Genomic DNA, 26456 nt, shown 5'->3' with positions numbered 1-26456 from the left:
CCAACCAAACAAAACCATATTTAACTCACTGCCCCGATAATCATAAATCCTACAGTCGCTGCCGCCGCCGCTACCAAAGCGTATGGCAACTGCGTTCTTACGTGCTCAATATGATCAACTTCAGCCGCCATGCTGGATATTACGGTAGTATCACTAATCGGCGAGGCGTGATCACCAAAGACACCACCTGACAATACAGCTGCAACAAGCGCAGCCAAAGGCAGCTCCATGGAACCTGCCAAGGGCACCGCCAGAGGAATTAGCAAAGAGAAAGTCCCCCAACTAGAACCAATTGCAAAGGCCACAGCTGAAGCTAAGAGAAAAATCACGGGTAGCAATAGCATTTTAGGCATAGCGCCCTGCAGTATCTGCGCTAAATAATCGCCTGCTTGTAACTCGCGGGAAACCGCACCTAAAGCCAACGCCAACATTAATACCAGCGCCACTGGGACCATTTTACCGGCACCTGTAAAGTACGGCTCAGCTATGCTCTGCTGCTCACGCCACATAAAGCTGGCAGCAACCGCAGAAGCCGACAACACAGCCCACAGTACACTTGTAGAGCCAGAGCCCTGCCTTAAATCACCGTCACCAGTAATCCATAAGCCTAAGGGCATCACTAAAACCAAAGTAAGTATGGGCAATATCATCGCTAGAGGATTGGCGCTTTCATTTACTTCTATTTTTGCTCTCGGGGTATCATCTTCTGCAGCCTGTGAATTATTAGAGTTTGCCTTAGCCTGCGCCTCCGAGCCTTTCATTGGCCCCCAATTCAAATCAAAGGCAATGACAGCCGCTACCAGTAGCACCGCAAAAATAGCATAGAAGTTCAGCAATACAGCCTGAAAGAAAACGCTTAGAGGATCTTCAACCCCAGCACCTGACAACAAACCTAAATTAAATGCACCCCAAGCGTTAAAGGGAATTAAAATACAAATAGGCGCAGACGTTGAATCAATTATATAGGCCAACTTAGCCCTAGAAATTTTAAAACGATCGAAGAGCGGCTTGGCGGTAGTCGCGGAAACCAGTACCGTGATGTTTGATTCAATAAAAATCAGCACGCCACTTAACCAAGCGACAGTTTGTGCTTGTTTGCGAGACTGCCCCCAACGCTTTGATTCAAGCCAAGCCACAAATGCTCTTACCGCCCCACTGGCTTCAAGTAAAGCGATCAAACCACCAACACAAAGAGTAAACAGAACCACCCTAGCATCGCCCGCCGAGGATAAAACCATTACCACTCGATCAATACTCTGGCCTATAGCGGCCAATGGGTTGGCACCTAATAAATAACAACCCAACCAGATACCTGCAATAAGCGCAGCAAACACCTTGCGGGTCCATACCGCCAAAACAATGGCCAATAACGATGGTAATAAAACCGTAAATCCCAGTTCCTGCATGTATGGACCTTTATCTATTGTAGTTATGAATCAAATCAAATCGCCGCACTTGTGCCAATACAACGCTGAACAAATAGGTGATAACTATGCAGCCTAGTGGCCTGCCAATGACAATTTCAGCACTCTATTGAGTAGACGTTTTAGGTTACAATATTGTGCAATTATTTTTATGACTTTTTCCGCTCCTTCCCATTAAACAAGCCGGTGAGCAATGTGGCAAACAGCAGTAACGACAAGCCCCTATTAGGAATGGCTTTCGCCTTTGCCACCACCATTGTCGGCGCTAGTGCATCTGCCGCCACCAAATATATTTCCAGTGAAGTTCCACTGGGTAGTATTGTGCTAATTCAGTTTGTAGTCGGCCTATTAGTATTATCACCCTGGATGTATCGCCAAGGGCTGAGCGGACTAGCCAGCGAGCATTGGCAACGTCATATTATTCGTGGTTTAGCAGGCTTTGCGGGGTTTTGTTTTTTCTATCTTGCCCTGCAGCATATTCCCTTGGTGGATAGCAGCTTATTACGTCATAGCGCCCCACTGTTCGTAGCTTTGGTGGCCTATCTATGGGTTGGTGCAAAAGTACCCAAAAGTCGCTGGCTGCCCATGATTATCGGCTTTTTAGGTATTGCGCTTATATTACGTCCGAGCAGCACCGTTAACGTTTGGCACCTTGCCGGTCTAGGCTCTGGGCTCAGCTTGGCAATCTCCATGGTAGGCACTCGCTTACTATCCCATGACGAAAGCAGCTCTAAAATCCTATTTTACTATCACATCATTGCCTTAATATTAAGTCTTCCGTTGGCGCTTTACACTTGGCAAGGAATCCCCGCTTGGGCTTGGCCATACCTGCTGTATAACAGCCTGTCTATCTTTGTGGCAATGTGGCTTTATACCAAAGCTTATAGCTACGCCAAAGCCAGCGTGGTATCGCCTATCGGATATTTTTCCGTAGTCAACGCCGGTATTTTAGGCTGGTTGATCTGGGATCATCTACCAGATGCCATTGCCTTTATCGGTATTGCGGTAGTTATTTGCGCCGGACTTATAACCGTTTGGCAATCAGCCCGAGAAGAAAAGCAAAACGCCAAACTGAAAGCTCGCAACTGAAGGCATCCAACCGAAATTGCCAATCCACTTTCAATACGACAGCAAGCAAGAAAGCTTCAGTTAAGAAAACGTCAGCCACGAAAACTACAGACGAAAAACAGCGGTCAAACTTGGCGATTATTCGATCGGGACACCATCAATACTCTCAGATCCACCACGATACCGGAACACCCCTTGGCAGCTGGCCACGGGATTATCCTCCGCATCAAAGATTTTTACTTCAGAATAAAAAATCTTGCGACCCGAGTTACTGACTCGTCCCTCAGCGTAAATCACCGATGTTTTGGCTAAACCAAGAAAGCTGGTGTTTAGGGAAAGTGTGGAAGCAAAACGGCGGCGATCTGGATGCGGACAATAAACGCCAGGAAAAGAAGCCGCGATATCGGCCAAGCTCATGATAAAACCGCCATGGGGAGCCCCCTGACTGTTCTGAAAGTGTGGCAATACCTCAGCTGAGATTCTTACAAAACCGTCTCGCCATTCTTCCACATTTACACCGAGGTGATCATTAAATGGAGGCTGTTTTTTCCCTTCCCAGTGATTCATTACTTAAACTCTCGCCGTTGTAGACAGAACAGTTTCAACGAAAGCCAAAGCGAGAACAATGGCGATCAGAGACCGGTTTCATGCTGCCATTGACAGCGTATACGGGAAACCTTGCTACCTGGGATATGAAAATCACCATCACAACTCCAACTGAATGTGTGATTACCTGATAACTCGGTCTCCAGATGCACAGTCGCATCCACCCAATACATCTTCGCTAGCAGCTCTTCGAAAGCCTTTAGCCACTCTTCCCACTCGTATTCGATAGCCTGATAGGAAGCACCGAAGTGCATCACCTCGGTTTGATAACCTGTCATGCTGGTTTCGATTCTGGGAATAGCAAACATTTCCTGACTTAAAAATGGCCATTGTTCAGCGCTGGGCAAAGCCAACATAGCCGAGCGGTTAATGCGGCGGCGCTCTTGGTCAGAGCTTAGGCCCACCGCATCTTTTATGCAGCCATACACAATGGATTCTGAATCAGCAGACATAATAAATACCCAATGAATACGACATAGTGAGATACGCCCCGCCTCACCAGTACAGTTATTAACTAAACTAAAAAATCCACCAACCGCCAGACTGTAAACGTTTTTCACATTTTTTTAGTTGTTGGCCATAACGTTTTGATTGTCGATCCACTTTTTTGGCGACATTGATCAACCAAGATTTTTTGCGATAGGTTTTGCGCTCAAAGCCACCATGCCCTTCGTGATAGGCCAAATACAATCGATACGTATCTGTTTTCTTGATACCTAAGCGCTTATAGCTTTGGTGGTTATACCAGCCGATGAAATCAACCGCATCATCAAAATCATCTCGATCGGCACTCCAGCGTCCAGCTGATTTCATATACCAATCCCAAGTGCCGTCTTTTGCCTGCGCATAACCATAAGCACTACTTTTTCTTGGACCCGGTATCACCCAGAGGATTTTAGTACGCGGCGGTGCCGCATCATCTTTAAAACTCGATTCCTGTTTCATGATGGCCATCATCACTTCAATAGGACTGCCCCAGCGCTTCTTTGATTCTGCGGCATCATCGTACCAATCGTCTTTTTCGTCGAAGATATCACAAATATTTGAAGTATTTGAAGGAGGTGAGCTCGCGCAAGCGAATAGAGACAATAGTACAAACGACAAGGCGGCAAAGCGTAAGCCGCGCCTTAAGCGTAGTAAAACTTTCTTCGAATACTCAAATTCGCACATGCTATAGTCGTTATATGATTGGCTTTTAAAATAAATTCGCTATTGATACTGCTGCAATAAAGCTATTAAAGCATCTTCATCAATAATCTCAACACCTAAATCCTGGGCTTTTTTCAACTTTGAGCCAGCACCAGGGCCAGCTACCAGCACACTGGTTTTCGCCGATACACTACCGGCTACTTTAGCACCTAACTCTTGCAAAGCGACCTTGGCTTCATTCCTAGACATCTGCTCTAAAGTGCCTGTTAACACATAGGTTAAATCATTTAAGGGCATCTCATCAGCCGCTTTTACCTCGATATCTGGCCACTGAACCCCTGCGCTTTGCAGTCGTTCGATCTCTTGTCGATTACGAGCATCAGCAAAAAAGCCCAAAATAAATTCAGCCATAATCGGCCCAACATCACTAACTTCTAATAGCTTGTCTGCATCAGCACACATTAAATCATTGAGGTTACCAAAGTGTTGTGCCAAGTTCCGAGCCGTAGCTTCACCGACCTCGCGGATACCCAAAGCAAATAAGAAGCGAGGCAAGCTTGTTTGCTTGGCCTGCTCTAAAGCCTGCAACAAGTTTTGAGCTGACTTTTCAGCCATACGCTCCAAAGCGCTGACAGCATCCAATTCGAGATGAAACAAATCAGCCATCGATTCAACAAGGCCATTCTCAACCAACTGATCAATAAGTTTATCGCCCAGCCCATCAACATCCATGGCCTTGCGAGAAACAAAATGTTTGAGAGCTTCTTTGCGCTGGGCCGCACATATCAAACCACCAGTACAACGGGCAACAACCTCACCCTCTTTACTTACTACCGGCGAATCACAGACCGGACACTGCTCAGGAAAGACAATATCCGCGGCATCATTAGGTCGGCGGTCTTCCACAACCGAAACAATTTGTGGAATAACGTCGCCTGCTCTTCGCACAATAACGGTATCGCCGACTTTAACCCCTAAACGAGCTACTTCATCGCGATTATGTAAGGTAGCGTTAGACACAGTAACACCACCCACAAAAACCGGCTCCAATCGCGCCACGGGAGTAATTGCTCCAGTACGACCTACCTGAAACTCAACATCTTGCAGAACCGTAATTTCTTCCTGAGCCGGGAATTTATAAGCTATAGCCCAGCGCGGAGCCCGCGATACAAAACCCAAACGCTGCTGTTGTTCGCTACTATTAACCTTAAACACAATGCCATCGATATCGTAGGCAAGCTCATCACGGATCTCTGCAATATACTGATAGTAGGCAATGCACTCTTGAATATTGGCCGCCACTTTCATTTGGGCATTAATTAAAAAGCCCCAATCCCTGAGCTTGTAGAGAATATCAGTATGCTTTTGAGGTAACTCAGGAGCACTACCTAATTCAACAAAGCCTACACTATAAGCGCACATTTCAAGCGGACGAGAAGCTGTAATCTTAGAATCCAGCTGCCTTAGGCTACCGGCTGCAGCATTTCGTGGGTTGGCAAATTCCTTTTCACCTTTATCTCGGGCCTTCTGATTTAAACGCGCAAAACCCTCTTTGGGCATATAAATCTCGCCGCGCACTTCCAGTATTTCTGGAAAGTCATCGCCCTGTAAACGCAATGGTATAGAGCCAATGGTTTTAACGTTCAGGGTAATATCCTCGCCCGTGCTACCATCCCCGCGTGTAGCGCCCTGCTGCAGCACTCCATTGTGATACATCAAGCTCACCGCAATACCATCAAGCTTTGGTTCACAGCCGTATTCTAAATCAGCGCCAGTTGCTAAGCGCTCTTGATTACGTCGATTAAAATCTTCTAAATCTTCATCATTAAACGCATTATCTAAAGACAGCATTGGAATCCGGTGATCCACCTGGCTAAAGGCCGCCAGAGGCTTACCACCCACGCGTTGAGAAGGTGAATCAGCAACGATCCATTCTTTTTGACTTTGCTCAGTGGCTTGCAGCTGACGAAATAGCCGATCGTATTCGGCATCAGGGATGCTTGGCGCATCCTGCACATAATATTCATGGCTGTAGCGCTGTAGCGTTGCTACTAAAGCCAAATATTCTTCACGGCTGGCACAGGGTTCTATATTCTGCTGGCTCATAATTCTCTGTGATTATTTAAGAAGCCTTTAGGCTTAGACTCGCGATGCGGGATCGCAAAAGAAATCAGGCCCGCCTTCGCGAATGTAAGGCGCGCCAAAATAAAAGTAAATCGACTACTGGCGAGATAGTTGTCGACGTGCAAATTCGCGCACACGCTGGCGGCAATGCTCAATGGTTTGCTGCGTCATTACACTGCGATTCTCATCTTTTAGTTCGCCACCCAAGCTATCGCAAAGTGTCTGAGTCGTTTCCACCATCGCCTCAAAGGCGTTCAAGCTGTCACCATTAATTGGCAAGGTAAGAAAGAAGCTAACCCCTGGGGTTTCAAAGCTGCTCATAGAATCTAGATCAAAAGTACCCGGCACCACCATATTGGCCATACTGAATAGAATCTCACCCGAGCCATCGGATTCACTGTGGCGATGAAAAATATTCATGGTGCCAAAACGCATACCTTTGGCAAGCAGAACCTGCAGAAGATCTTCACCTTGAAAGCGTGCTCCAGCTGGCGCCATAACATTAATAATGATCACTTCTTCTGGGTCTTGGCCCGTTTGTGCCGCTGAGCTTTCATGATCAGCACTGACTTGATGGCGAGGGCTTGCAGCTGCTTCAGCTTCGCGACGCACAGTGCGAGTTGCAGAGGCTACACCTTCATCCAATAGCGCGCCTGAGTCAGCCTCATTGAAAACCGGCTCTAAACGATCAGAGTGGTAATCCGCCTCTAGCTCCTGCACTGAGTCTTCTGCCTGCTCACTCACAGAATCCATCAACATGGGAACCTGCTCGTCGAGATTCAAGCTAACCTGCTCGGTCACTGGGCGGGGTTTTTCACCCGGTGCAACAAAGGCTTTACGCACTTCGGTATTCAAATCTTCCGCCTCAGACAGATCACGATTTACAACTCGTGCACCCCCATTGGGAAGCTCACTGCCATACTCTTCGTCTTTATCGAGGTTGTGCTGCATGTTTAAAGACATGCGAATGGAATCCCGGCGATTCTGACGCATGCGTCGAATACCGTCTAACACCACACCAACAATTAACAACACGATAATAATGGTCAGTACGTGCTGCATTTCAAAATCGAAATTCATCCTTATTCTTGCCTCTCAATCTCTTCCCTTTCAGCCACCCCCCTGGCAGCTAGCGGGAATCAACTTTACCCTCTGTTCAATAGAAAAAACTCAAGGGCAAAAGTTCAATCTCTTACATGGCGGCCAGTTCGGCGGCCTCATCAACATCCACGCTTACTAGGCGGGAAACACCCGGCTCGTGCATGGTTACACCCAACAACTGATGGGCCATTTCCATAGCGATCTTGTTGTGGGTAATATAAATAAACTGTACGTGCTTGGACATCTCTTCAACCATACGCGCATAACGACCCACGTTGGCGTCATCCAATGGCGCGTCAACCTCATCCAGAATACAGAAAGGTGCTGGGTTCAAACGGAAGATCGAGAATACCAAAGCAATCGCCGTTAGCGCTTTCTCACCACCGGAAAGCAGATGGATGGTACTGTTACGTTTACCTGGAGGGCGCGCCATAATGGCGATACCGGTATCCAACAAATCATCGCCGGTTAACTCAAGATAAGCATGACCGCCACCAAACACTTTCGGGAACAGCTCCTGCAAACTTTCATTTACCTGATCAAAGGTCTCTTTAAAACGAGAGCGTGTCTCCTTATCAATCTTTTTGATGGCGTTTTCCAGAGTTTCCAAGGCGTCTTCCAGATCTTTATTCTGGGTATCCAAATAGGTTTTACGCTCAGACTCTATTTTGTATTCGTCGATCGCCGCCAAGTTAATCGGGCCAAGACGGCTAATGCGATTACCAATTCGCTCTAGTTCTTCTTCCATGGCTTTTTCTTCGGCGTCTTCTGGTAGCTGCTCTAAAAGAGTTGGCAAGTGGAAACCATCATCGACCAACTGCGTTTCTACCGTACTGCGCTGAACTTCTACTTCGCGAGTAAATAAACGTTCTTGTTCTAGACGAGTACGAACCGATTGAATTTCGTGCTCAGCCTTGCTGCGATCTTGTTCAATCTGGCGCAGTTTTGCTTCAACATCATCAACCGCTCGGCGAGCATCCGCTAGCTCGCCTTCAACACTTAGACGATCCTCTAGGCGCTCTTCGAGCTCCATTTTGTATTCTTCAATCGGATCGCGGTTTTCACCAAGGGTAGCTTGCAATTGCTCACGGCGATCTTGGGAGCGCTGCACTTGATCACGCAAACGCTCGATACCAGAGCGCATGCTGTCTAACTGAGTGCGCAATGATTGGTAGCGTATCGCTAATTCGTGGCCGCGATCTTTATCATGACGCGCGCGCTGGCGGGCCTGATCTAATTTCTCGCGCAGCTCGTCACGCTTACTCAATAACTCTTCGCGCTTATCAGTATCCTGCTCCATCGCATCGATGGCTTCTTGCAGGATCATACGCGATTCAGATAGCGCCTCGGCCTCGGCATCCATTTGCTCTTTGGCTTCAGTGATTTCACTATCCAAGCGCTGGCGGCGCATGCTGGTTTGTTCAACCTGCACTTGCTTGGCACTCACTTGCGAGCGCATTTCGCCATAGCGGCGATTTAAATCTTCCGCTTCACGGCGTTTCGCTTCGCGCTGTTGTTCTAAATCTTTAATATTATCGCGGCGCTGCTCCATAGCATCGCTAAGCTGCTCTACTTGTTCTTCCAGCTCCGCTATCGCGGCGGTCAATTCTTCTAGCTCTTGTTTGCGAGCCAAAACACCGGAGGCAGCATCGTTATCTTTGGCAACGCGCATCCAGTTGGCACCAATCCAGATACCCTCTTTGGTCATCACAGATTGGCCAGCCGACAAGCTACTACGCATAGCCAAGGCTTCGCTGATAGTCTCAGCCGCTAAAACATTCGCCAAGAAGTGACTAACATCAGCACTGCCGCTGACAAAGTTAGCTAGGCTTTTTGCATCGACTGTAGCTTTGCTGCTATTCGCATCAAGAAGAACAAGCTCGCCTTGATCGAGTTTGGCAAATACATCCGCGATATCTTCAATGCCATCGGTACAAACAGCTTGTAAATGATTACCCAAAGCGGTTTCTACCGCCATTTCCCAGCCAGCTTCTACTTGCAGCTGCTCGGCTAGGCGAGGTTTATCGGCCAGGCCTTGCTCGCTCAACCAATCACTAACTGCTTCATTCTGCTGCCCCATGGCAGCTTGCTGTAAAGCTTCTAAAGACGCGTGGCGACCGCGCATGCTGGATAACTGATTGCGCAACTGATCCAAGGTTTCATTGTCGCTATTACTTTGCTCACGCTGTTCATTAATGCTCTCGCCCATTTCTTCAACGGCAGCACGTTTAGCATCGGCATCAATATCGAGCTCAGCCATACGCTCGCTTAACTCGGCAATCTCTTCATCCACTTCTGAGGATTGTAAATTGCCGCGCTCTTCATCTAAGCGTTTAATACGATCCAGCAAGCGGCTTTGAACTTGCTCAAGGTGCTGAATTTTGGATTGCTCAACTTCTGCACGTTGACGGGGTTCGGCCGCTGTTTGGTTAAAACTGTCCCACTCAATCTGCCAATCTTGCATGGCATCTTCGGCGGTTTGCAAAAAGTCGCCAGAGTCTTCTTCGGCGGCTTTAATCATTTCCAATTCGGGCTCGATCTCAAGCAGTTCTTCTTCCCACTGCTTGGTTTTCTCTGTATCGGTAAGAAGATGCTGCTCTGCTTCTTTGCAGTCGCGCTCAGTTTGCTCTAAATCACGTTGCAACTCTTGCGAACGAGATTGAGCATGCTGAATATTTTGTTCAATACGAGCGATCTCAGAACCTAGTGCATAAAAACGGCCTTGCACTTCATTGAATTTATCGCCCATTTCAGTGTGCTGCAGGCGGTATTCTTCAATTTCAGTATCTTTACCCACCTGGTCAGTTACAAAGGATTCAACTTTAAGTTCCAGCTCAGTGATAATCCCCTGCTTAGACTTAGCCTGCTCATCCAACAACTGGAAACGCAGTGCTTGCAGTTGCGCTTTGAGTAAGCGCTCTTCTTTTTTGAATTCGGTATATTTTTCAGCGGCGACAGACTGACGCTCTAAGCGTGAAAGCTGGCGCTCAAGCTCATCGCGAATATCGGTTAAACGCTCTAGGTTTTCCATGGTGCGGCGCATACGGTTTTCGGTATCGCGTCGACGCTCTTTATATTTGGAAATACCAGCGGCTTCTTCGATATAGACTCGCAGCTCTTCAGGTTTCGCCTCAATCAAGCGGGAGATCATACCCTGCTCAATGATGGCGTAGCTGCGAGGGCCAAGGCCGGTGCCTAGGAAGATATCGGTAATGTCACGGCGGCGACATTTATTGCCGTTCAAATAGTAGGTATTGGTGGCATCGCGGGTCACTTTTCGCTTTACAGAAATCTCACTGTAACCGGCATATTCACCCACCAGGGTGCCGTCACTGTTATCAAAGATCAGCTCGATTGATGCCTGACCAACAGGCTTACGACCGCCAGAGCCGTTAAAGATAACGTCAGTCATGGATTCACCACGAAGGTTCTTCGCGGAAGATTCACCCATTACCCAGCGCACAGCGTCGATGGTATTGGATTTACCACAACCGTTGGGACCAACAATGGCACACAGGTTCGATGGAAAGGAAACCGTCGTCGGATCTACGAACGATTTAAAACCTGCTAGCTTAATGCACTTTAGCCGCATAAATCCTTTTCACTCAATAGTCTTGCAATATATTGATTTTATTGTAGTTTTCTGAACAACCAAGCAGTTTTCAGAGACACAACCTAAAACCCGCCATTCTACACGTTTGGCTGAGTTTTGGCACCCTGGAAAGACACAGCCGGTGGCAATCGACGCCTATATTAGCGCCCTTTAACCTACCACTGGCTGAACAGTGACTAGATTTGCGTATTGATCTCTATGCGATGCTGCTCAGTGCTGCTATTAGCCACCGGACCTAAGGTTGACTGCCAATCGCCTGCTTGAGGTATCGCTTGGCCACTGGCCGAAACCCTTGCCACTAACTCTAACTGAGGGAAGGTAGCAATCGACATGCCTGGTGCCATCGCCATGGCCTCACTGAGCTCGATCTCCGCCGGCAGGTCTTTAACCTTGATGCGCGCAATAGCCAATGGCATTGGCGCCCCCTGCCATGCTCTGGCATAAATGAACACCGCATGCTCAGGGTTTAAGCTAAGCCCATCTGCCAGCTCTACCTTGAGTTTAAGACTTAGCTGTCCGTTAGCTTCCGCAGGCGCTTTTTCTTCTGAGCCAGCTTCAACAGAGGCAGAATTGGCGAGCAATTGCGCGTCACCTTGTTTAGCCCCACCCTGTTCATTCATTAAGGCTCGCGCCCGCAAAACGCCCGCCGCTAAAGACTGAGCACCTGCACTTTGAGGTCCCAATAGCTTGATGGCTTTCTCCCACTGGGCGATAGCCTGCTGGTAATCTTCCGCCTGAAAGTAACGAATACCGTCCAGGCCAAGTGCAACATGGCTATTAGGGTCTTGCGCCAAGGTCTGGTCGATCAAAATCTCAATATCAGGCGTTACACGATTACCCGCCACGACGAACAGCAGCTGCGCTAACTCCCCCATCACTAACGGTGATTTATCTATCTCTAGAATGGCGCGATAGGCGTTAATAGCCGTTGGATATTCCTGCAAATCAGTGGCGTTTCTAGCCAATAGATAACGATACTGAACATTTTCAGGGTCCTTTTCCAAGCGCTCTTCGAGCTGTGACATCAAGCGTCTTGCCAGTGCCGGGTCTGGGTTTTGCCCTGACTGTACCGCCATGGTGTCGGCGGCAAATTTCTCTTGTATGGCTTTGGTCAGAATAATGTCTTGGCTGGCACCGTTGTATTGGTAGAAAGCAAAAACAAACACCACCAAGATTGCGGCTGAAGCTAGAAAGATGATTCGCCCAGAGCCTGGCGCCTGTTGAGCTGCGCTTGACTCACCGCCTTCCAGCCCATCAGCACCAAGCAATTCCAGATCCAGTTCCGTTTTTAGGGCTTCGTATTGAGCCTCGTCCAAATCACCATTGCTACGCTGCTCAGCGAGCTCAGCACAACGCTGATCGTACAAATCAACATTCAGTGACTGGCGCTGCTGCTCTTTTAGCTGCTCCCGCCCCTGAAACAACAGCGGCCAAAAAACAAACAATAGAGCCAATAGAGACAGCGTGGCGGCCGCCAACCAGATAGATAACATTTAGTTTTGATCCTTAGTCTTTTCTTCACGGGCTTGTCGCAAAATTTCTTCAAGGCGGTCTTTATCAATTTCTACCGTTTTCTCTATCGGTTGCTGGCGACGGAAAATCAACAAAGCAATCACCAGCCCTACCAATAGCAAGGCAATAGGGCCACCCCAAAGCATGATTGTCTTCATACTCAAACGTGGGCGATACAAGACATAGTCACCATAGCGGGCAACCATATAATCTTTAATCTCGGTATCGTTTTGCCCCTCTTGCAATAAACGATGCAACTCACGGCGCAAATCAGCCGCGATGGGCGAGTCGGAACCCGACAGGTTTTGATTTTGACACTTAGGGCAGCGCAACTCATCTACTAAGACTAAGTAGCGATCGCGCAACTGCGGATCATCAAATTCATAAAGATCAACTACTGCGCTGGCTGTTGTCGCCACTAAAGCGAGCAGTAAAGAAATAAATAGGCGGTTAATTAACATCATGTTATTCACACACTGTTGAGGAAGTCGCTCTCTAGGCATATACCCCAGAATCAACAGAGAGCTCCGAATTGCCCGCAGTATATCAATGCCGGCAGCAGTAACCCATAGCTTGCGGCTATTTCTGAGCCTAAGCCACTGCTTTTGTTGAGTTTTTATGCAAATTTCAGCTTTTCGCAAGAAAGGTGAAGTTTTTATTAAAAAACGGTTGACGCGAAAAGATTAATCATTATTATACGCCGCTCCTGACAGCGGGTGGTTAGCTCAGCTGGGAGAGCATCGCCCTTACAAGGCGAGGGTCACAGGTTCGATCCCTGTACCACCCACCACTTTCAAGCGTGACACGAAAGTGAGTAACTGTCAGATATAGCGGACCGGTAGTTCAGTTGGTTAGAATACCGGCCTGTCACGCCGGGGGTCGCGGGTTCGAGTCCCGTCCGGTCCGCCACTATTCCAAAAAGGCTGCAAGCAATTGCAGCCTTTTTTATTGCCTGAAAGAAAGCATGGGGACCGGATGGGCGAGGAGCCGCGTATCGGGTTCGACAAAATCGCTTGGAGCGATTTTGGATTGCGACGTAAGGAGCAACCCGAAGGGGCATTTGCAGGAGCAAATGATCAGTCCCGTCCGGTCCGCCACTATTCCAAAAAGGCTGCAAGCAATTGCAGCCTTTTTTATTGCCTGAAAGAAAGCATGGGGACCGGATGGGCGAGACCCCGCGTACCGGGTTCGACAAAATCGCAGGAAGCAGTTTTGCGAAGCGGGGTCAGAACCCTAGGGTTCTGACCCCGGGTTCCTGCACTATGTTGGTGGAATAGCCTTTGCTTTAGGCGGAACCTGTCCATTCCAGAACTTCTATTTAAACCGCCCAAGCAAAGACACCTAAACCATAAAACCAAGAAAACGACTCCATCCCCCGCTGCCGCATAGTTACCAGATATCTCCCCTTATAATGATTTGCAGAAACAAATGATCTCTCCCTCAAATCATGCACCCACAACAAACCCACCAACTCGGCTCCGAAGTGGGGTCAGAACCCTAGGGTCCTGACCCCTGGGGCCTGCACTATGTTGATGGAATAGCCTTTGCTTTAGGCGGAACCTATCCATTCCGACACTTCAATTTAAACCACCCAACCAACGACACCACAAATCTTCAACAAAAACACCCAAACCATAAAACCAAGAAAGCGACTCCATCCCCCGCTGCCGCAAGGCCAGCAGATCTTCCCCTTCAATGACGCGCCCTGCTTTAATCACAGCTACCGGGTTCTGCATTACACCAAGATCTTCCAAGGGGTTAGCCTCTAGCAACAATAAATCCGCCCTTAAACCCACCTTTAGCTGCCCTATTTCATTAGCCAAACCAAAAGCCCTGGCAGGATTCACGGTAGCAGCCTGTAAAATAGTCCATTTATCAAGCCCAGCTTCTTCCCAAATCGCCATCTCTTGATGAGCTGAGTAACCCGCAGTTAAATACAAAGTGCCCGCATCGGAGCCAAGCAGTAAAGTGATACCCTGCCTGTCGGCCTCTTGCAGCACCAACAACAAGAAGGCTCGCAACTGCTCATTCCACTTCTGATCCTCAAGGCCCACTGCGAGCCAACGGTTCACGGAAAACTCGGTATTTAGAAATCGAAAAAAAGGATTTATGGCAGCTAAGGGCAAGCTGTCCACATAATTTTGTTTATCTCGAGCCAGCCGGGTGAAATGATCTATCGAGGCTAGGGTCGGCGTAAGATAAGGGTCCAATTCACTAAGCTGTTGCAAATACTCTCGAGCCCTTTCAATATCCAACTTATAAGCCAGCGGCCCCTGCACAATATCTTCTAGATGCTCTAAGGACTCAGCACCTGCCAACATTTTCAATGGTGACTGCCCCGCATGGGGACCGTGCTTAGCCACGGGCAAGCCGACCTTTCTCGCCTCATCAAAAATCGCTTCCTGAACTTGCTGGTCGAGATAACTGTAGACCTTTAGTGAATCAAAGCCTTGCTCTTTGTACAGTCGAACGCGCTGCCTTGCCTGCTCTGAGCTGCTTACGACTTCTTGCATAAGATGTGCGTATTTTGGGCCATCCAGCACTGGCGAAGAAGTCAGCAAGCTGGCCTCACCAAAGGCCACTACCTTCTGTTGATCACGCCAGCGCAAATGCACAGGAAAGCCACGCAGGTTTCGGACCGTTGTTACCCCATAACTAAGATTAAGCGCCAGCTCACTCGGGCTATAAACGTGCACATGACTATCGATTAAACCCGGGCTTAAGTAGCGCCCAGACGCTGGCACAACTTTATAGCCAAGCTTAAGGGCTTGGCTCACATTCTCTACAGCCTTTATTTGCCCGTCTGCTAGGTAAACATTCTGCCTGGCAATCACTCGCATATTCGATAAATCGAGTATCGCTACATCATTAATGACAATGGCTTGAGCCTCACCCAACTCCCACCTTTGCCCGTCGACCATACGCTGCCATTGCACAGCACTAACCAGTAAGAGCAATATCGCCAGCACAGTAACAGGCACTACTATGAGTAAAGCCTTTAACAATCTATGCATAATTTGAAAAGTTATAAGCAACACCATCTGGCCCTCTAAGAGTTTGAAAGCCTAAATTTATCCACTAAAGCAAAATGTTGCGTGCAGAATCGTGATTGTGAACGGTTCAGAATAAATATGGGGCTAGAATACGCCGTAAATGTCGACCTCTGATGAGATAAGCGATGATAGATGCAGCCAATACCATTCAATTAATCTTTGCCTTTACGGCCATGTTTGGAATCATTCTGGTCTGGCCTAGCACCCGCTTTCGCCCACTAAGTCTTGCGCTATTGATGGAAGCCTCATTAATGCTGTGCAATTTCGCTGAGGAAAGCGGCTTAAGCCGGCAACTATGGGGCGAAACTCTGATTACTCCCATCTTTGGCTTGGGCTTTGGGCCAGCGCTATTTTTATTTACACGAGGCCTGGTGTTTTCAAACAAAGGGCTAGCCTTCGATCAAGCCATACACTTTTTGCCTATGTTGATGGCATTTCCCTTTGCCGCAATGCCACAGCTTATCATTGCTCTTGGCACCATCAGTTTGGTGGTCTATCTAAGTCTTTGCTGGAAGTTGATACGCAATTACGAACAAGCCAGCCGTGACAGGCGCTCGGATGCGGAAAATCTTACTCTACACTGGCTGAGATTGGTTCTCATACTCTATATCAGTGCCATTGCCGTGGATGCCATTCGACAAAACCTACAAACTGAGCTGCCCATTTCGATACTGGAGCCCTGGTATATTTTCACACTATTAGTCTATTTAGGGCTCTGCTGCTTTTTGATTTTTAAGGGCGTACATCAACCCGAGCTCTTTGATGGCTTAGAGCAATACCAAAAAGAGGCCGTAGAGGCCCTAGACCCACCATTAGATGCGACAGCAAATAGCCTATTTGAACAGATTCACCGGCAACTGCTTGAGCAAAAACTCTATCGCACACCCAGGCTAAGTCTATCTGATTTATCTGAGCACACAGGCCTCACTGAAAAGGATATCTCTTGGGCAATCAATCAAGGTGGTGGACAGAGTTTTGCGGACTATATTAATCGCCTTCGTATTGATGAAATTTGCGAAGAAATTCGACACAACAACAATCGGAGCCTGCTCGATCTTGCTTTAGCGTCAGGTTTTAATTCGAAATCTAGCTTTAACACCGTATTCAAGCGAATGACCGGCAAGACCCCAAGTCAATTTCAAAAAGAAGCCCTCGAGTAAATGCCCAGCCCAAAGCCATATAAGATCAGAATCATGATTCTGTACGTACAAAATCCCTATACTGAACGCTCAAGCTAAAACAAAACCGCAAGATAGGCCTCATAACTTTGAACAAGGAGGCCAACATGGCACATATTGTTTTAGCAGGCGCAACAGGATACTTAGGGCGCTACCTAGCCCAGCAGTTTTATCGGGATGGTCATCAGCTAGGTTTGCTTCTTAGAGACGAGAAAAAACTAGAGCGCTTACAAATTCCGAACCATTATGTCGTCAAAACAGACTTTGGAAATAGCGATCACCTGCTGCATGAGATCCCAAGCTGCAACATTGTGGTTTCTTGCCTAGGAATAACCAAGCAGCAGGACGGCTTAAGCTACGATGATGTCGATTATGCTATGAATGCTCGCCTGCTTGATTTTGCCAAAAATTCGCAAGCCAAACAGTTCATGTACATCAGCGTACTGCACGCCGAGAAAATGCAAAACCGCCTGTGCCAGGCAAAGACAAAGTTTACTCGTCAGTTAAAAAGCTCAAATATTGACTATCGAATTATTCGACCCAGCGGCTTTTTTAGTGACATCCACAACATGCTACAGCAATGCGACGGCAAGTGCTTACCTATCCTAGGCAACGGCCAAAATTCGCTAAACCCAATTCACGGCCAGGACCTAGCCCAGTTTTGCGCAGAGGCACTCAGAGAAAAAGAGCGTGAGCTAAATATCGGCGGCCCGCTTACCTATACCCAAAAGGAATTAGCCCAGCTTATTCAAAAACACTGCAAAAAGCCAACAAGAATATTTCAGCTAGGAGAGCATTTGCAAGCCGCTGCAAAATTCATATGCAGGCTTGCACCTGAGCGCTGGACTGGAAGTGCTGAGTTCATCTTAGAAGCCTCATCCACAGACATGGCAACCAAGAGCTACGGTGATATTAAACTTGAAGATTTTCTAGCACATAGCCAATCAAACAGTAATTGTTTTTCTAGTTCAGAATTCTTGGCAAACAAATATTCGGCAAACGACAATTCGGAAAACGACAACTCGAAGGACGACCACGCAACGAATCTTCAGGAGGCAAACGATGTTTAACAAACCCTATCAAAGACTTTGTGAACTAACCCTTACAGGCTTAGGGCTATTACTAATCGCCGCACTCAATCAACCTGAAAATATCGATTTGTATACCGACAGCCTTCTTCGGTATCTTTTTGCAATTGATTTGATGCAATGAACATTAATCTCTGGCACTACAAACGACATTGTATACTCCAACTTAAAGCCCCAAACTCGCATTTAGTTTATACATCATTAAAAGATATCGACAGGCGGATAATTCAAAGGCTATATCAAGCAAATTCGATATAGCCTCTAAAAAATATCAAAATTCTGTAAAGATTATAATAAAACAAAAACTTTACATTCTATGGCACGAACTATGCTACATATCAAACTATGATACTAATTAGCGTCAATTATTTAGCATGGATCTTTAAGCGAGCTTTACAGATGCAAAAAACTTCAACTACATTAATTACTAAGCAACTTTTTTTCTTATTAAGTGGTCTTAGTTAGTAGTTCGCTTAACAATATTTTTACCAGTGGTAATTGCCTTTGCAAATAAAAAGGCGTTTAATCATGACTGTTAGTAGTAAATGCTGAAACTTATGAACGGCATTTTCGGATGTTTTTTCACGTAGTAATCTTTATTGGAAAGAGTGTTTTAAAAAGTATGTTTTTTGTTTCTTTACACTAATTTTGCTCTCGGGTGATTTGCCAAAACTCCCCTCAGAGCGGAGGACAGTAAGATGGGCATTTTCAACCACTTTCAAGACCGTTACGATGCAGGCCAAGAAGAAGAGCTAAGCATTCAAGAATACCTAGACTTATGTAAGCAAGACAAAAGCGTCTACGCCACAGCTGCTGAGCGTTTGCTCAATGCCGTCGGCGAGCCAGAATTGATTGACACATCTCTTGATCCAAGGCTAAGTCGAATCTTCTCCAACAAAGTCATCAAGCGCTATAGTGCTTTTGAAGAATTCTTCGGAATGGAAGAATGCATCGAACAAATCGTCGCCTTCTTTCGACACTCCGCCCAAGGCCTAGAAGAAAAGAAACAAATACTCTATCTGCTAGGTCCTGTGGGCGGTGGTAAGTCTTCACTGGCTGAGCGCCTAAAAGCCCTTATGGAAAAAGAACCAATATACTGCTTAAAAGGCTCTCCCGTATTTGAATCACCGTTGGGGTTGTTTGACCCAAGTGAAGATGCCGACATACTGCAAGAAGAATACGGTATACCTAAGCGTTACTTAGGTACCATCATGTCACCATGGGCAGCAAAGCGCCTGCGAGAATATAATGGCGATATCAGCCAATTTAAGGTCGTAAAGCTCAAACCTTCGATCTTAAATCAAATAGCCATTTCAAAAACTGAGCCCGGCGATGAGAATAATCAGGATATTTCATCGTTAGTGGGCAAAGTCGATATTCGAAAGCTTGAAGATTTCCCTCAAAATGACACCGATGCTTATAGCTATTCAGGTGGCTTATGTCGCGCCAATCAAGGGCTTATGGAATTTGTGGAAATGTTCAAAGCCCCTATTAAGGTTTTGCACCCACTATTGACCGCCACCCAAGAAGGCAACTACAACAGCACCGAAGGTCTAGGGGCAATCCCCTATGAAGGCGTAATACTAGCGCACTCAAACGAATCAGAATGGCAGACCTTCCGCAATAATAAAAACAATGAAGCATTTTTAGATCGGATCTATATCGTTAAGGTGCCCTATTGCTTACGCCTTACCGAAGAAATTGAAATTTATCATAAGTTGATTGAAAACAGCTCACTATCGGAAGCCCCTTGCGCACCAGATACCCTGAAGATGCTGGCGCAATTCTCCGTACTATCTCGTTTAAAAGAGCCAGAAAACTCCAACCTGTATTCAAAAATGAAGGTTTATGATGGCCAAAACTTGAAAGATACGGACCCTAAGGCGAAATCTATTCAGGAATATCGCGACATTGCCGGTGTGAATGAAGGCATGGACGGTCTATCTACCCGCTTTGCCTTTAAAATTCTCTCCAAGGTCTTCAACTTTGACGCTACCGAAGTCGCGGCCAACCCTGTACACCTACTTTATGTACTGGAGCAACAAATTGAGCAGGAACAATTCCCAGAGGAAATCCAGGCAAAATACCTTTCATTTATTAAGGAGTTCTTAGCGCCGAAATACGTAGAATTTATTGGCAAAGAGATTCAAACCGCTTACCTGGAATCCTATACCGAATATGGTCAAAATATTTTTGATCGATATGTCACCTATGCCGATTTCTGGATACAGGATCAAGAATATCGCGACCCAGAAACTGGCGAAATACTTGATCGAGCCTCACTCAATGAAGAGCTTGAAAAAATCGAGAAGCCGGCCGGAATTAGTAACCCTAAAGATTTCCGTAACGAGATTGTTAACTTTGTGCTGCGCGCAAGAGCTAACAATAACGGACAAAACCCATTGTGGAACAGCTACGAGAAGCTTCGTCGGGTAATCGAGAAGAAAATGTTCTCAAATACCGAAGACTTGCTCCCTGTTATTTCATTTAACACCAAGGCCTCGGCCAATGATCAGAAGAAGCACCAAGACTTTGTTGCTCGTATGACTGATCGCGGCTATACCGAGAAACAAGTTCGTTTGCTATCAGAATGGTATTTGAGGGTTAGAAAGTCGCAGTGATAGATACAGCTCAAGAAATATAGGGTTTAGCAATGTCATAAGGATCTTTTATGAATTATGTTATCGATCGTCGCTTAAACGGCAAGCAAAAAAGTCTGGTAAATCGCCAGCGGTTTTTAGAGCGCTACCGCAAGCAGATCAAACAATCGGTAGAAAAAGCCGTGGGCGATCGCTCGATAACGGACATTAATAAAGGTGAAAAAATCAGCATCCCTAGAAAAGATACTGATGAGCCCGTATTTCGTCATGGCAAGGGCGGCTTCCAAGAACAGGTACTGCCTGGTAACAAGGAGTTTATCAGCGGCGACCGCTTTAAGCGCCCAGAAGGCGGTGCTGGTCAAGGCTCAGGTCCAGGCCAGGCCAGTAATAGCGGCGAAGGCATGGATGACTTTGTATTTGAAATCAGCCAAAGCGAATTTCTCGATTTCATGTTCGAAGATCTAGAATTGCCTAATCTGGTAAAACGCCATTTAATGGGCGATGTAGAATACAAAACTCATCGGGCCGGGGTTGCCGATGTCGGTAATCCAGGCCAGATCAATATTGTTCGCAGTATGCGCTCAGCCTCGGCAAGGCGTATGGCGCTAGGTGGTAAAGACAGAAGGCGATTAAGAGCTTTAGAAGCCGAGTTACAGCAACTCATGCTGGCCCCTGTTCCCGACAGCGAACGTCAGCAACAACTCGAAGACGAAATCCAACATCTCAAAGGCCGCCTAAAGCGTATCCCTTGGCTTGATGACTTTGATATCAAGTACAACCTGCATGTTAAGCAGCCGGTGCCACGCTCCCAGGCCGTTATGTTTTGCCTAATGGATGTTTCGGGCTCGATGACCCAAGGCATTAAAGATATTGCGAAACGCTTTTTTATATTGCTATACCTGTTTTTGCAAAGAAATTACGAGCACACTGACGTCGTTTTTATACGCCATCACACCAGCGCTAAAGAAGTCGATGAACAAGAGTTTTTCTACTCCAGAGAAACTGGCGGCACCATCGTATCTAGCGCTCTTAAGCTCATGCAGGAAATCGTCGACAAGCGCTACCCTCCTGCACAATGGAATATCTATGGTGCCCAAGCTTCAGATGGCGACAACTGGAACGACGACTCCAGCAATTGCTCCAGAATATTGGCTAACGGCCTGCTCGAAAAAGTACAACACTTTTCCTACATCGAGATTACCGAGCAAGATCACCAGTCTTTATGGCACGAGTATCAGCAAATTCAAGGTCAATTCAACGATGTTTTCTCCATGCAAAACATTCGTACCGCCGCTGATATCTACCCGGTTTTTCGTGAGTTATTTCAGCGTAAGCTAGGTCAAGAAAATATGGGGGCCGCATCATGAAAAACAGCAACTATATTTCGACCAGCTCAGAGTGGACTTTTGAGCTCATAGAGCGCTATGACCAGGAAATCGGTAAAATAGCGAAAGAATTTCAACTGGATACTTACCCCAATCAAATCGAGATCATCAGCTCTGAGCAGATGATGGATGCCTATGCCAGTGCCGGCATGCCCTTGGGCTACCATCATTGGAGCTACGGTAAACAGTTTATAAATGTCGAACAATCCTACCGTCGTGGCCAAATGGGCTTGGCCTACGAGATCGTAATTAATTCCAATCCTTGTATTGCCTATCTTATGGAAGAGAACAGCATGACCATGCAGGCTTTGGTTATTGCTCACGCAAGCTATGGGCATAACTCTTTTTTTAAAGGTAACTACATGTTCCGCAGTTGGACTGATGCGGATTCCATTATTGATTACTTGTTGTTCTCCAAAAACTACATTGCCGAGTGCGAGCAGCGCTATGGCGTAAGCCAAGTGGAAGAACTATTGGATTCTTGCCACGCTTTAATGAATTATGGAGTTGACCGATATCGTCGCCCCTACCCCATTTCGGCTGCTGAAGAAGCTAATCGCCAAAAAGAACGTGAAGCCCTATTACAGCAACAGGTAAATGAGTTGTGGCGCACCATTCCAGAGTCAGAGAAAAATAGCAACTACCAAGAAGAGCCTCTCTTTCCTAGTGAGCCACAAGAAAATTTGTTGTACTTTATTGAAAAGAACGCACCTTTATTAGAGCCCTGGCAACGAGAAATAGTGCGCATCGTTCGCAAGACCGCCCAGTATTTTTACCCTCAACGCCAAACTCAGGTTATGAATGAAGGCTGGGCCACCTACTGGCATTACACTCTATTGAACACCTTATACGATAGAGGCCTAGTCAACGACGGCTTTATGCTGGAATTCTTGCAGTCCCATAGCGGAGTCATTATGCAGCCCGGCTTCGATACCCCCTATTACAATGGTATCAACCCATATGCCTTGGGCTTTGCGATGATGTCTGATATTCGCAGGATTAGTGAGAGCCCCACTGATGAAGATCGCCATTGGTTCCCAGAGCTAGCGGGTAAGGATTGGCTTGAGAATCTACACGCAGCAATGAGAGACTTTAAAGACGAAAGCTTTATTTTGCAGTACTTATCACCAAAGCTAATGCGTGACTTTAAACTCTTTAGCTTAGTGGACGATGATAAGGACTCAGAGCTGGAAATCTCTGCTATACACGACGAGTCCGGTTATCAATCTCTGCGCGAAGCCATGGGCAACCAATACAATCTGCAAAATCGCGAGCCCAATATACAAGTCTATAATGCGAATATTCGTGGTGATAGATCACTGACCTTGCATCACATTCGCCATGAGCGTAAACCACTCGACGAAAGCGCCGATGAAGTGCTTAAACATGTTCATCGCCTGTGGGGTTTCCCTGTAAAACTCATATCGGTAGAACCACAAAACGATTCGGTTTGCCCCATCCCACTACAAGAATTTCACTGTCCTAAGTTAGAGCTAGCACAGTAGCGCTAGCAAATCCCCCTCAAATCCTTTATAAAAGCTGAGGTCTTTTTTATGACCTCAGCTTTCTGGCCAATGATGCCAGTAAAGCGGCATAAGCTGTCACTATCAGCTAAATCACACTCCCTTTACTAAAAGAAGGCGCGATATGAAACTGTATGGATTTTGTGCAAGTAATTATTACAACGCTGTGAAACACTTGCTACTTGCCAAAGGTTTAACGTTCGAAGAAGTTAAAGAATTTCCTAGCCAAGATCCGGCCTATTTAGAGATCCACCCTCTTGGTAAAGTGCCTGCGCTTGGTACAGAGCAAGGTGCCATTTCAGAGACCGACATTATTATGGATTATGTCGACGGCTTGGAAGGCCCCAAGTTTTTTCCGGAAGATGCTTTTGAAAAGGCAAAGTGCCGCGAAATAATGAAGGTAGCAGAGCTTTATATTGAGTTGCCTGCACGCCGCAACAACCCAGAAGTACTGATTGGAAATCCACGCTGTGAAACCGCTTACCAAGAAGCACGCCCGCTCATGGAAAAAGGTTTTAAAGCGCTAGACACACTATGTCAGTGTTCACCCTTTTTAATGGGTGACAAAATGACTGCCGCTGATATTTTCGTGCGTTACGCATTGGTAGTTGGAAATATGGTAGCTGCTAAGATCTACGACTGGAAGCCCCTAGACGAATACCCGGCTCTTAAGGCCTGGAACAAGGTAATGAGAGAAGATCCGATCTCTCAAAAAGTAGATCAAGACTCACAAGCGGCCATGAAAGATCTGATGGATTACTTTGTAAAGTTTAAGAAATAAACTTGAAATTTAAAGCTTGATAAGAGCACTTTTGGATTAGTAGTAACTTTAGAAAATTGTGGTCGCAATCGATAGATGATTGCGACCGATTTAAAATAACCTGCTAACGTAAATCTTTGCGCAAAATCTTACCTACGGCTGTTTTTGGCAACTCATCACGAAACTCAATGTGCTTAGGTACTTTATAGCCCGTGAGGTTTTCGCGACAATAGTCAATCACTTGTTTCTCACTCAGATCACCATCACGAACCAAGAACAATTTCACAACCTCGCCTGACTTTTCGTCTTCTACACCAATAGCGGCGGCTTCAACGACCTGCGGATGCTGACAGATAACATCTTCAATCTCATTCGGGAATACATTAAAGCCCGAAACAATAATCATATCCTTCTTGCGATCTACAATACGGATGTAGCCATCTTCTTGAATAACCGCCATATCACCTGTGCGTAACCAGCCTTCTTCACTGAGCACTTCCGCAGTAGCTTCAGGACGCTGCCAGTAACCTTTCATTACCTGCGGCCCTTTAACACAAAGCTCTCCAGGCTCACCTGTAGGTTGACTGTTACCATCGGCATCAACTACTTTCACTTCGGTACCGGGAACAGGCGTGCCAACCGTTCCGCGCTGAATAGCGTGCGAAGGATTAGAAGAAACGACAGGGCTCGTTTCCGTAAGACCATAGCCTTCCGCAGGCATTACACCAGTAAGTTCCTGCCATTGATTTGCAGCATCTTCAGTCAAGGCCATGCCACCAGAGGCGGTATGGCGTAGGGAAGACAAATCAATTTTTCTAAATTCCGGATTACGCGCCAGAGCAGTAAACAAGGTATTGATACCCACCAATGAAGTAAATTTATGCTTTTTAACTTCATTGATAAAGGCAGGTATATCACGCGGATTAGGAATTAAAACGCTGTGGTTACCGGTCATGGCTAAAGCCATACAGTTCGAGGTGAAGGCATAGATATGATAAAGCGGTAAGGGTGCGATAGCACATTCAACCCCTTCTTGAATATCATCACCTACATGGGCCAACAGCTGCTCCATATTCGCCACAAGGTTGTTGTGGGTTAGCATGGCACCTTTGGCCACACCAGTAGTACCACCAGTATATTGCAGTACTGCAACATCGTTAATGTCTTTTACCACTGGCTTATAAGGGGCAGAACCTTTGGCCAAAGCATCACGCATGCTTAGCTGATTAGGGAAACGGAATTCAGGCACCATCTTCTTAAGATGCTTCACCGCAAAATTCATAATGGTACGTTTAAGCGGCGGGTGCATATCGGCAATATCAGTAACGATAACCTGCTCAACCTGAGTTTCGTCAATCACCTTGGCCGCTACATCTGCAATGTTGGATAAAACCACTAAGGCTTTTGCGCCAGAATCGTTAAACTGATGCTTTACTTCACGAGCGGTATACAATGGGTTGGTGTTCACAACCACTAGACCCGCACGAATTGCACCATAAACAACTACGGGATATTGCAGCACATTCGGCAGTTGAATAGCGATTCTATCGCCTTCTTCGAGATTGGTATGATTCTGTAAGTAGCTTGCAAACTGAGCACTTAAACGATCGAGATCGCCATAGGTCAGTGTCTGCCCCATACAACTAAAAGCTTTATTTGCGGCGTACTTCTTAAATACGTCGTCTAGCACATCAATAATCGTGCGTTTATCTTGGTTCACAATCGCGTCCTCTATTCCGTACTAAAGGCATTTAAATATGTTGTTTTAATGCCTTAACTTTATTCTATTTTTATTGTGCTGTTTGTTAATTTTTATTATTGCAGCATTCGTATTTAGCTCAGCCACATGGAAAATTTGCCTAGCCACATAGCAAAAAAGGACCACCGAAGTGATCCTTTAAATTCAAACGCCAACTAACTCTGCGAAGATCGCTTTGCCGCGCGCGTGGGCACAAACAAGCTATCAATCATTGCAGCCAAACGTTGATCGCCTTCGGCTTTTACCTTGCCAAACATAAAGGCCTGCATGCCACTGAATTTGCCTGACAATATAGCCAACAAGGTTTCGGAGTCCATACTGATACAAACTGAAGGGGATTCATGCTCCCCTCCTTGTATGTGACACTCGCCCTTATCCATGACCAAAAAGTAATTCCCTGCATCAGAAATTTCAAACTGTACCACCTCAGTTAAATCGGCGGCCGCTTCTCGATTGAAATTTGCGATCAGTTCTTCTCGTAAGCCATCAAATGGGCTCATGTCTACTCCAAAC

At 46.5% G+C, this 26456-nt stretch carries 19 protein-coding genes and 2 tRNA genes; 9 read left to right on the top strand and 12 right to left on the bottom strand.

Annotation, left to right across the window (positions count from 1 at the left end; all coding sequences use genetic code 11):
• Positions 1–20 precede the first annotated feature (20 nt).
• A complete protein-coding gene (locus tag Q1A08_RS00390; RefSeq protein ID WP_299768067.1) occupies positions 21–1406 on the bottom strand; it encodes a Na+/H+ antiporter NhaC family protein in 1386 nt (461 codons plus the stop codon).
• A gap of 213 nt (positions 1407–1619) precedes the next feature.
• Here Q1A08_RS00390 and Q1A08_RS00385 point away from each other — a divergent pair, with 213 nt between their 5' ends.
• Positions 1620–2513: a DMT family transporter gene (locus Q1A08_RS00385; protein WP_299768065.1), complete on the top strand. Its 894-nt coding sequence runs from the start codon at positions 1620–1622 to the stop codon at positions 2511–2513.
• 117 nt (positions 2514–2630) lie between these two features.
• Here Q1A08_RS00385 and Q1A08_RS00380 read toward each other — a convergent pair whose 3' ends face one another.
• From Q1A08_RS00380 to Q1A08_RS00345, 8 genes are all read right to left on the bottom strand, one after another.
• Positions 2631–3059 (bottom strand): PaaI family thioesterase, encoded by a 429-nt coding sequence (locus Q1A08_RS00380; protein ID WP_299768062.1) that lies wholly within the window; start codon positions 3057–3059, stop codon positions 2631–2633.
• Between the two features lie 65 nt (positions 3060–3124).
• Positions 3125–3550: a hypothetical protein gene (locus Q1A08_RS00375; RefSeq protein WP_299768060.1), complete on the bottom strand. Its 426-nt coding sequence runs from the start codon at positions 3548–3550 to the stop codon at positions 3125–3127.
• Positions 3551–3617: 67 nt separating this feature from the next.
• On the bottom strand, positions 3618–4268 hold the full coding sequence (locus Q1A08_RS00370) for a transglycosylase SLT domain-containing protein (RefSeq protein WP_299768057.1): 651 nt from the start codon (positions 4266–4268) through the stop codon (positions 3618–3620).
• Positions 4269–4307: 39 nt separating this feature from the next.
• Entirely contained in the window at positions 4308–6353 is a 2046-nt protein-coding gene (ligA, locus tag Q1A08_RS00365; protein ID WP_299768054.1) for an NAD-dependent DNA ligase LigA, read from the bottom strand.
• 114 nt (positions 6354–6467) lie between these two features.
• Positions 6468–7451: a cell division protein ZipA gene (gene zipA, locus Q1A08_RS00360; RefSeq protein WP_299768051.1), complete on the bottom strand. Its 984-nt coding sequence runs from the start codon at positions 7449–7451 to the stop codon at positions 6468–6470.
• Between the two features lie 112 nt (positions 7452–7563).
• The gene (smc, locus tag Q1A08_RS00355; protein WP_299768049.1) at positions 7564–11064 is read right to left on the bottom strand and encodes a chromosome segregation protein SMC; all 3501 of its coding nucleotides are present in this window, start codon (positions 11062–11064) and stop codon (positions 7564–7566) included.
• Between the two features lie 197 nt (positions 11065–11261).
• Positions 11262–12578 carry a c-type cytochrome biogenesis protein CcmI gene (gene ccmI / locus Q1A08_RS00350; protein WP_299768047.1) on the bottom strand — a complete coding sequence of 439 codons (1317 nt, stop codon included), beginning with the start codon at positions 12576–12578 and terminating at the stop codon, positions 11262–11264.
• On the bottom strand, positions 12579–13061 hold the full coding sequence (locus Q1A08_RS00345) for a cytochrome c-type biogenesis protein (RefSeq protein WP_299768045.1): 483 nt from the start codon (positions 13059–13061) through the stop codon (positions 12579–12581).
• A 250-nt stretch (positions 13062–13311) separates the two neighbouring features.
• Here Q1A08_RS00345 and Q1A08_RS00340 point away from each other — a divergent pair.
• Together Q1A08_RS00340 and Q1A08_RS00335 are read left to right on the top strand one after the other, a co-directional pair.
• Positions 13312–13387 (top strand) — tRNA-Val (locus tag Q1A08_RS00340).
• A 42-nt stretch (positions 13388–13429) separates the two neighbouring features.
• Positions 13430–13506, top strand: a tRNA-Asp gene (locus Q1A08_RS00335).
• A gap of 668 nt (positions 13507–14174) precedes the next feature.
• On the opposite strand, the gene Q1A08_RS00330 is transcribed toward Q1A08_RS00335, so the two are convergent.
• On the bottom strand, positions 14175–15638 hold the full coding sequence (locus Q1A08_RS00330) for an amidohydrolase family protein (protein WP_299768042.1): 1464 nt from the start codon (positions 15636–15638) through the stop codon (positions 14175–14177).
• A 137-nt stretch (positions 15639–15775) separates the two neighbouring features.
• Between Q1A08_RS00330 and Q1A08_RS00325 the strand changes: the two genes are divergently transcribed.
• The 6 genes from Q1A08_RS00325 (at position 15776) to Q1A08_RS00300 (ending at position 24205) form a co-directional block, all read left to right on the top strand.
• Positions 15776–16810 carry a helix-turn-helix domain-containing protein gene (locus tag Q1A08_RS00325; protein ID WP_299768039.1) on the top strand — a complete coding sequence of 345 codons (1035 nt, stop codon included), beginning with the start codon at positions 15776–15778 and terminating at the stop codon, positions 16808–16810.
• Positions 16811–16935: 125 nt separating this feature from the next.
• On the top strand, positions 16936–17898 hold the full coding sequence (locus tag Q1A08_RS00320; RefSeq protein ID WP_299768036.1) for an NAD(P)H-binding protein: 963 nt from the start codon (positions 16936–16938) through the stop codon (positions 17896–17898).
• A 716-nt stretch (positions 17899–18614) separates the two neighbouring features.
• A complete protein-coding gene (locus Q1A08_RS00315) occupies positions 18615–20537 on the top strand; it encodes a PrkA family serine protein kinase (RefSeq protein ID WP_299768033.1) in 1923 nt (640 codons plus the stop codon).
• A 50-nt stretch (positions 20538–20587) separates the two neighbouring features.
• A complete protein-coding gene (locus Q1A08_RS00310) occupies positions 20588–21883 on the top strand; it encodes a YeaH/YhbH family protein (protein ID WP_299768030.1) in 1296 nt (431 codons plus the stop codon).
• On the top strand, positions 21880–23406 hold the full coding sequence (locus Q1A08_RS00305) for a SpoVR family protein (protein WP_299768027.1): 1527 nt from the start codon (positions 21880–21882) through the stop codon (positions 23404–23406). The genes Q1A08_RS00310 and Q1A08_RS00305 overlap by 4 nt, the downstream gene beginning before the upstream one ends.
• A 142-nt stretch (positions 23407–23548) precedes the next feature.
• Positions 23549–24205: a glutathione S-transferase family protein gene (locus Q1A08_RS00300; protein WP_299768024.1), complete on the top strand. Its 657-nt coding sequence runs from the start codon at positions 23549–23551 to the stop codon at positions 24203–24205.
• Between the two features lie 103 nt (positions 24206–24308).
• On the opposite strand, the gene Q1A08_RS00295 is transcribed toward Q1A08_RS00300, so the two are convergent.
• Positions 24309–25904: an AMP-binding protein gene (locus tag Q1A08_RS00295; RefSeq protein ID WP_299768021.1), complete on the bottom strand. Its 1596-nt coding sequence runs from the start codon at positions 25902–25904 to the stop codon at positions 24309–24311.
• A 194-nt stretch (positions 25905–26098) separates the two neighbouring features.
• The gene (locus Q1A08_RS00290; RefSeq protein ID WP_299768018.1) at positions 26099–26443 is read right to left on the bottom strand and encodes an SCP2 sterol-binding domain-containing protein; all 345 of its coding nucleotides are present in this window, start codon (positions 26441–26443) and stop codon (positions 26099–26101) included.
• Positions 26444–26456 lie beyond the last annotated feature (13 nt).

The sequence above is a fragment of the uncultured Pseudoteredinibacter sp. genome (assembly GCF_947500695.1).
GTDB lineage: Bacteria > Pseudomonadota > Gammaproteobacteria > Pseudomonadales > Cellvibrionaceae > Pseudoteredinibacter.
Note: the sequence above shows the minus strand (reverse complement) of the source record. Positions and strands in the feature narration are given on the sequence as shown.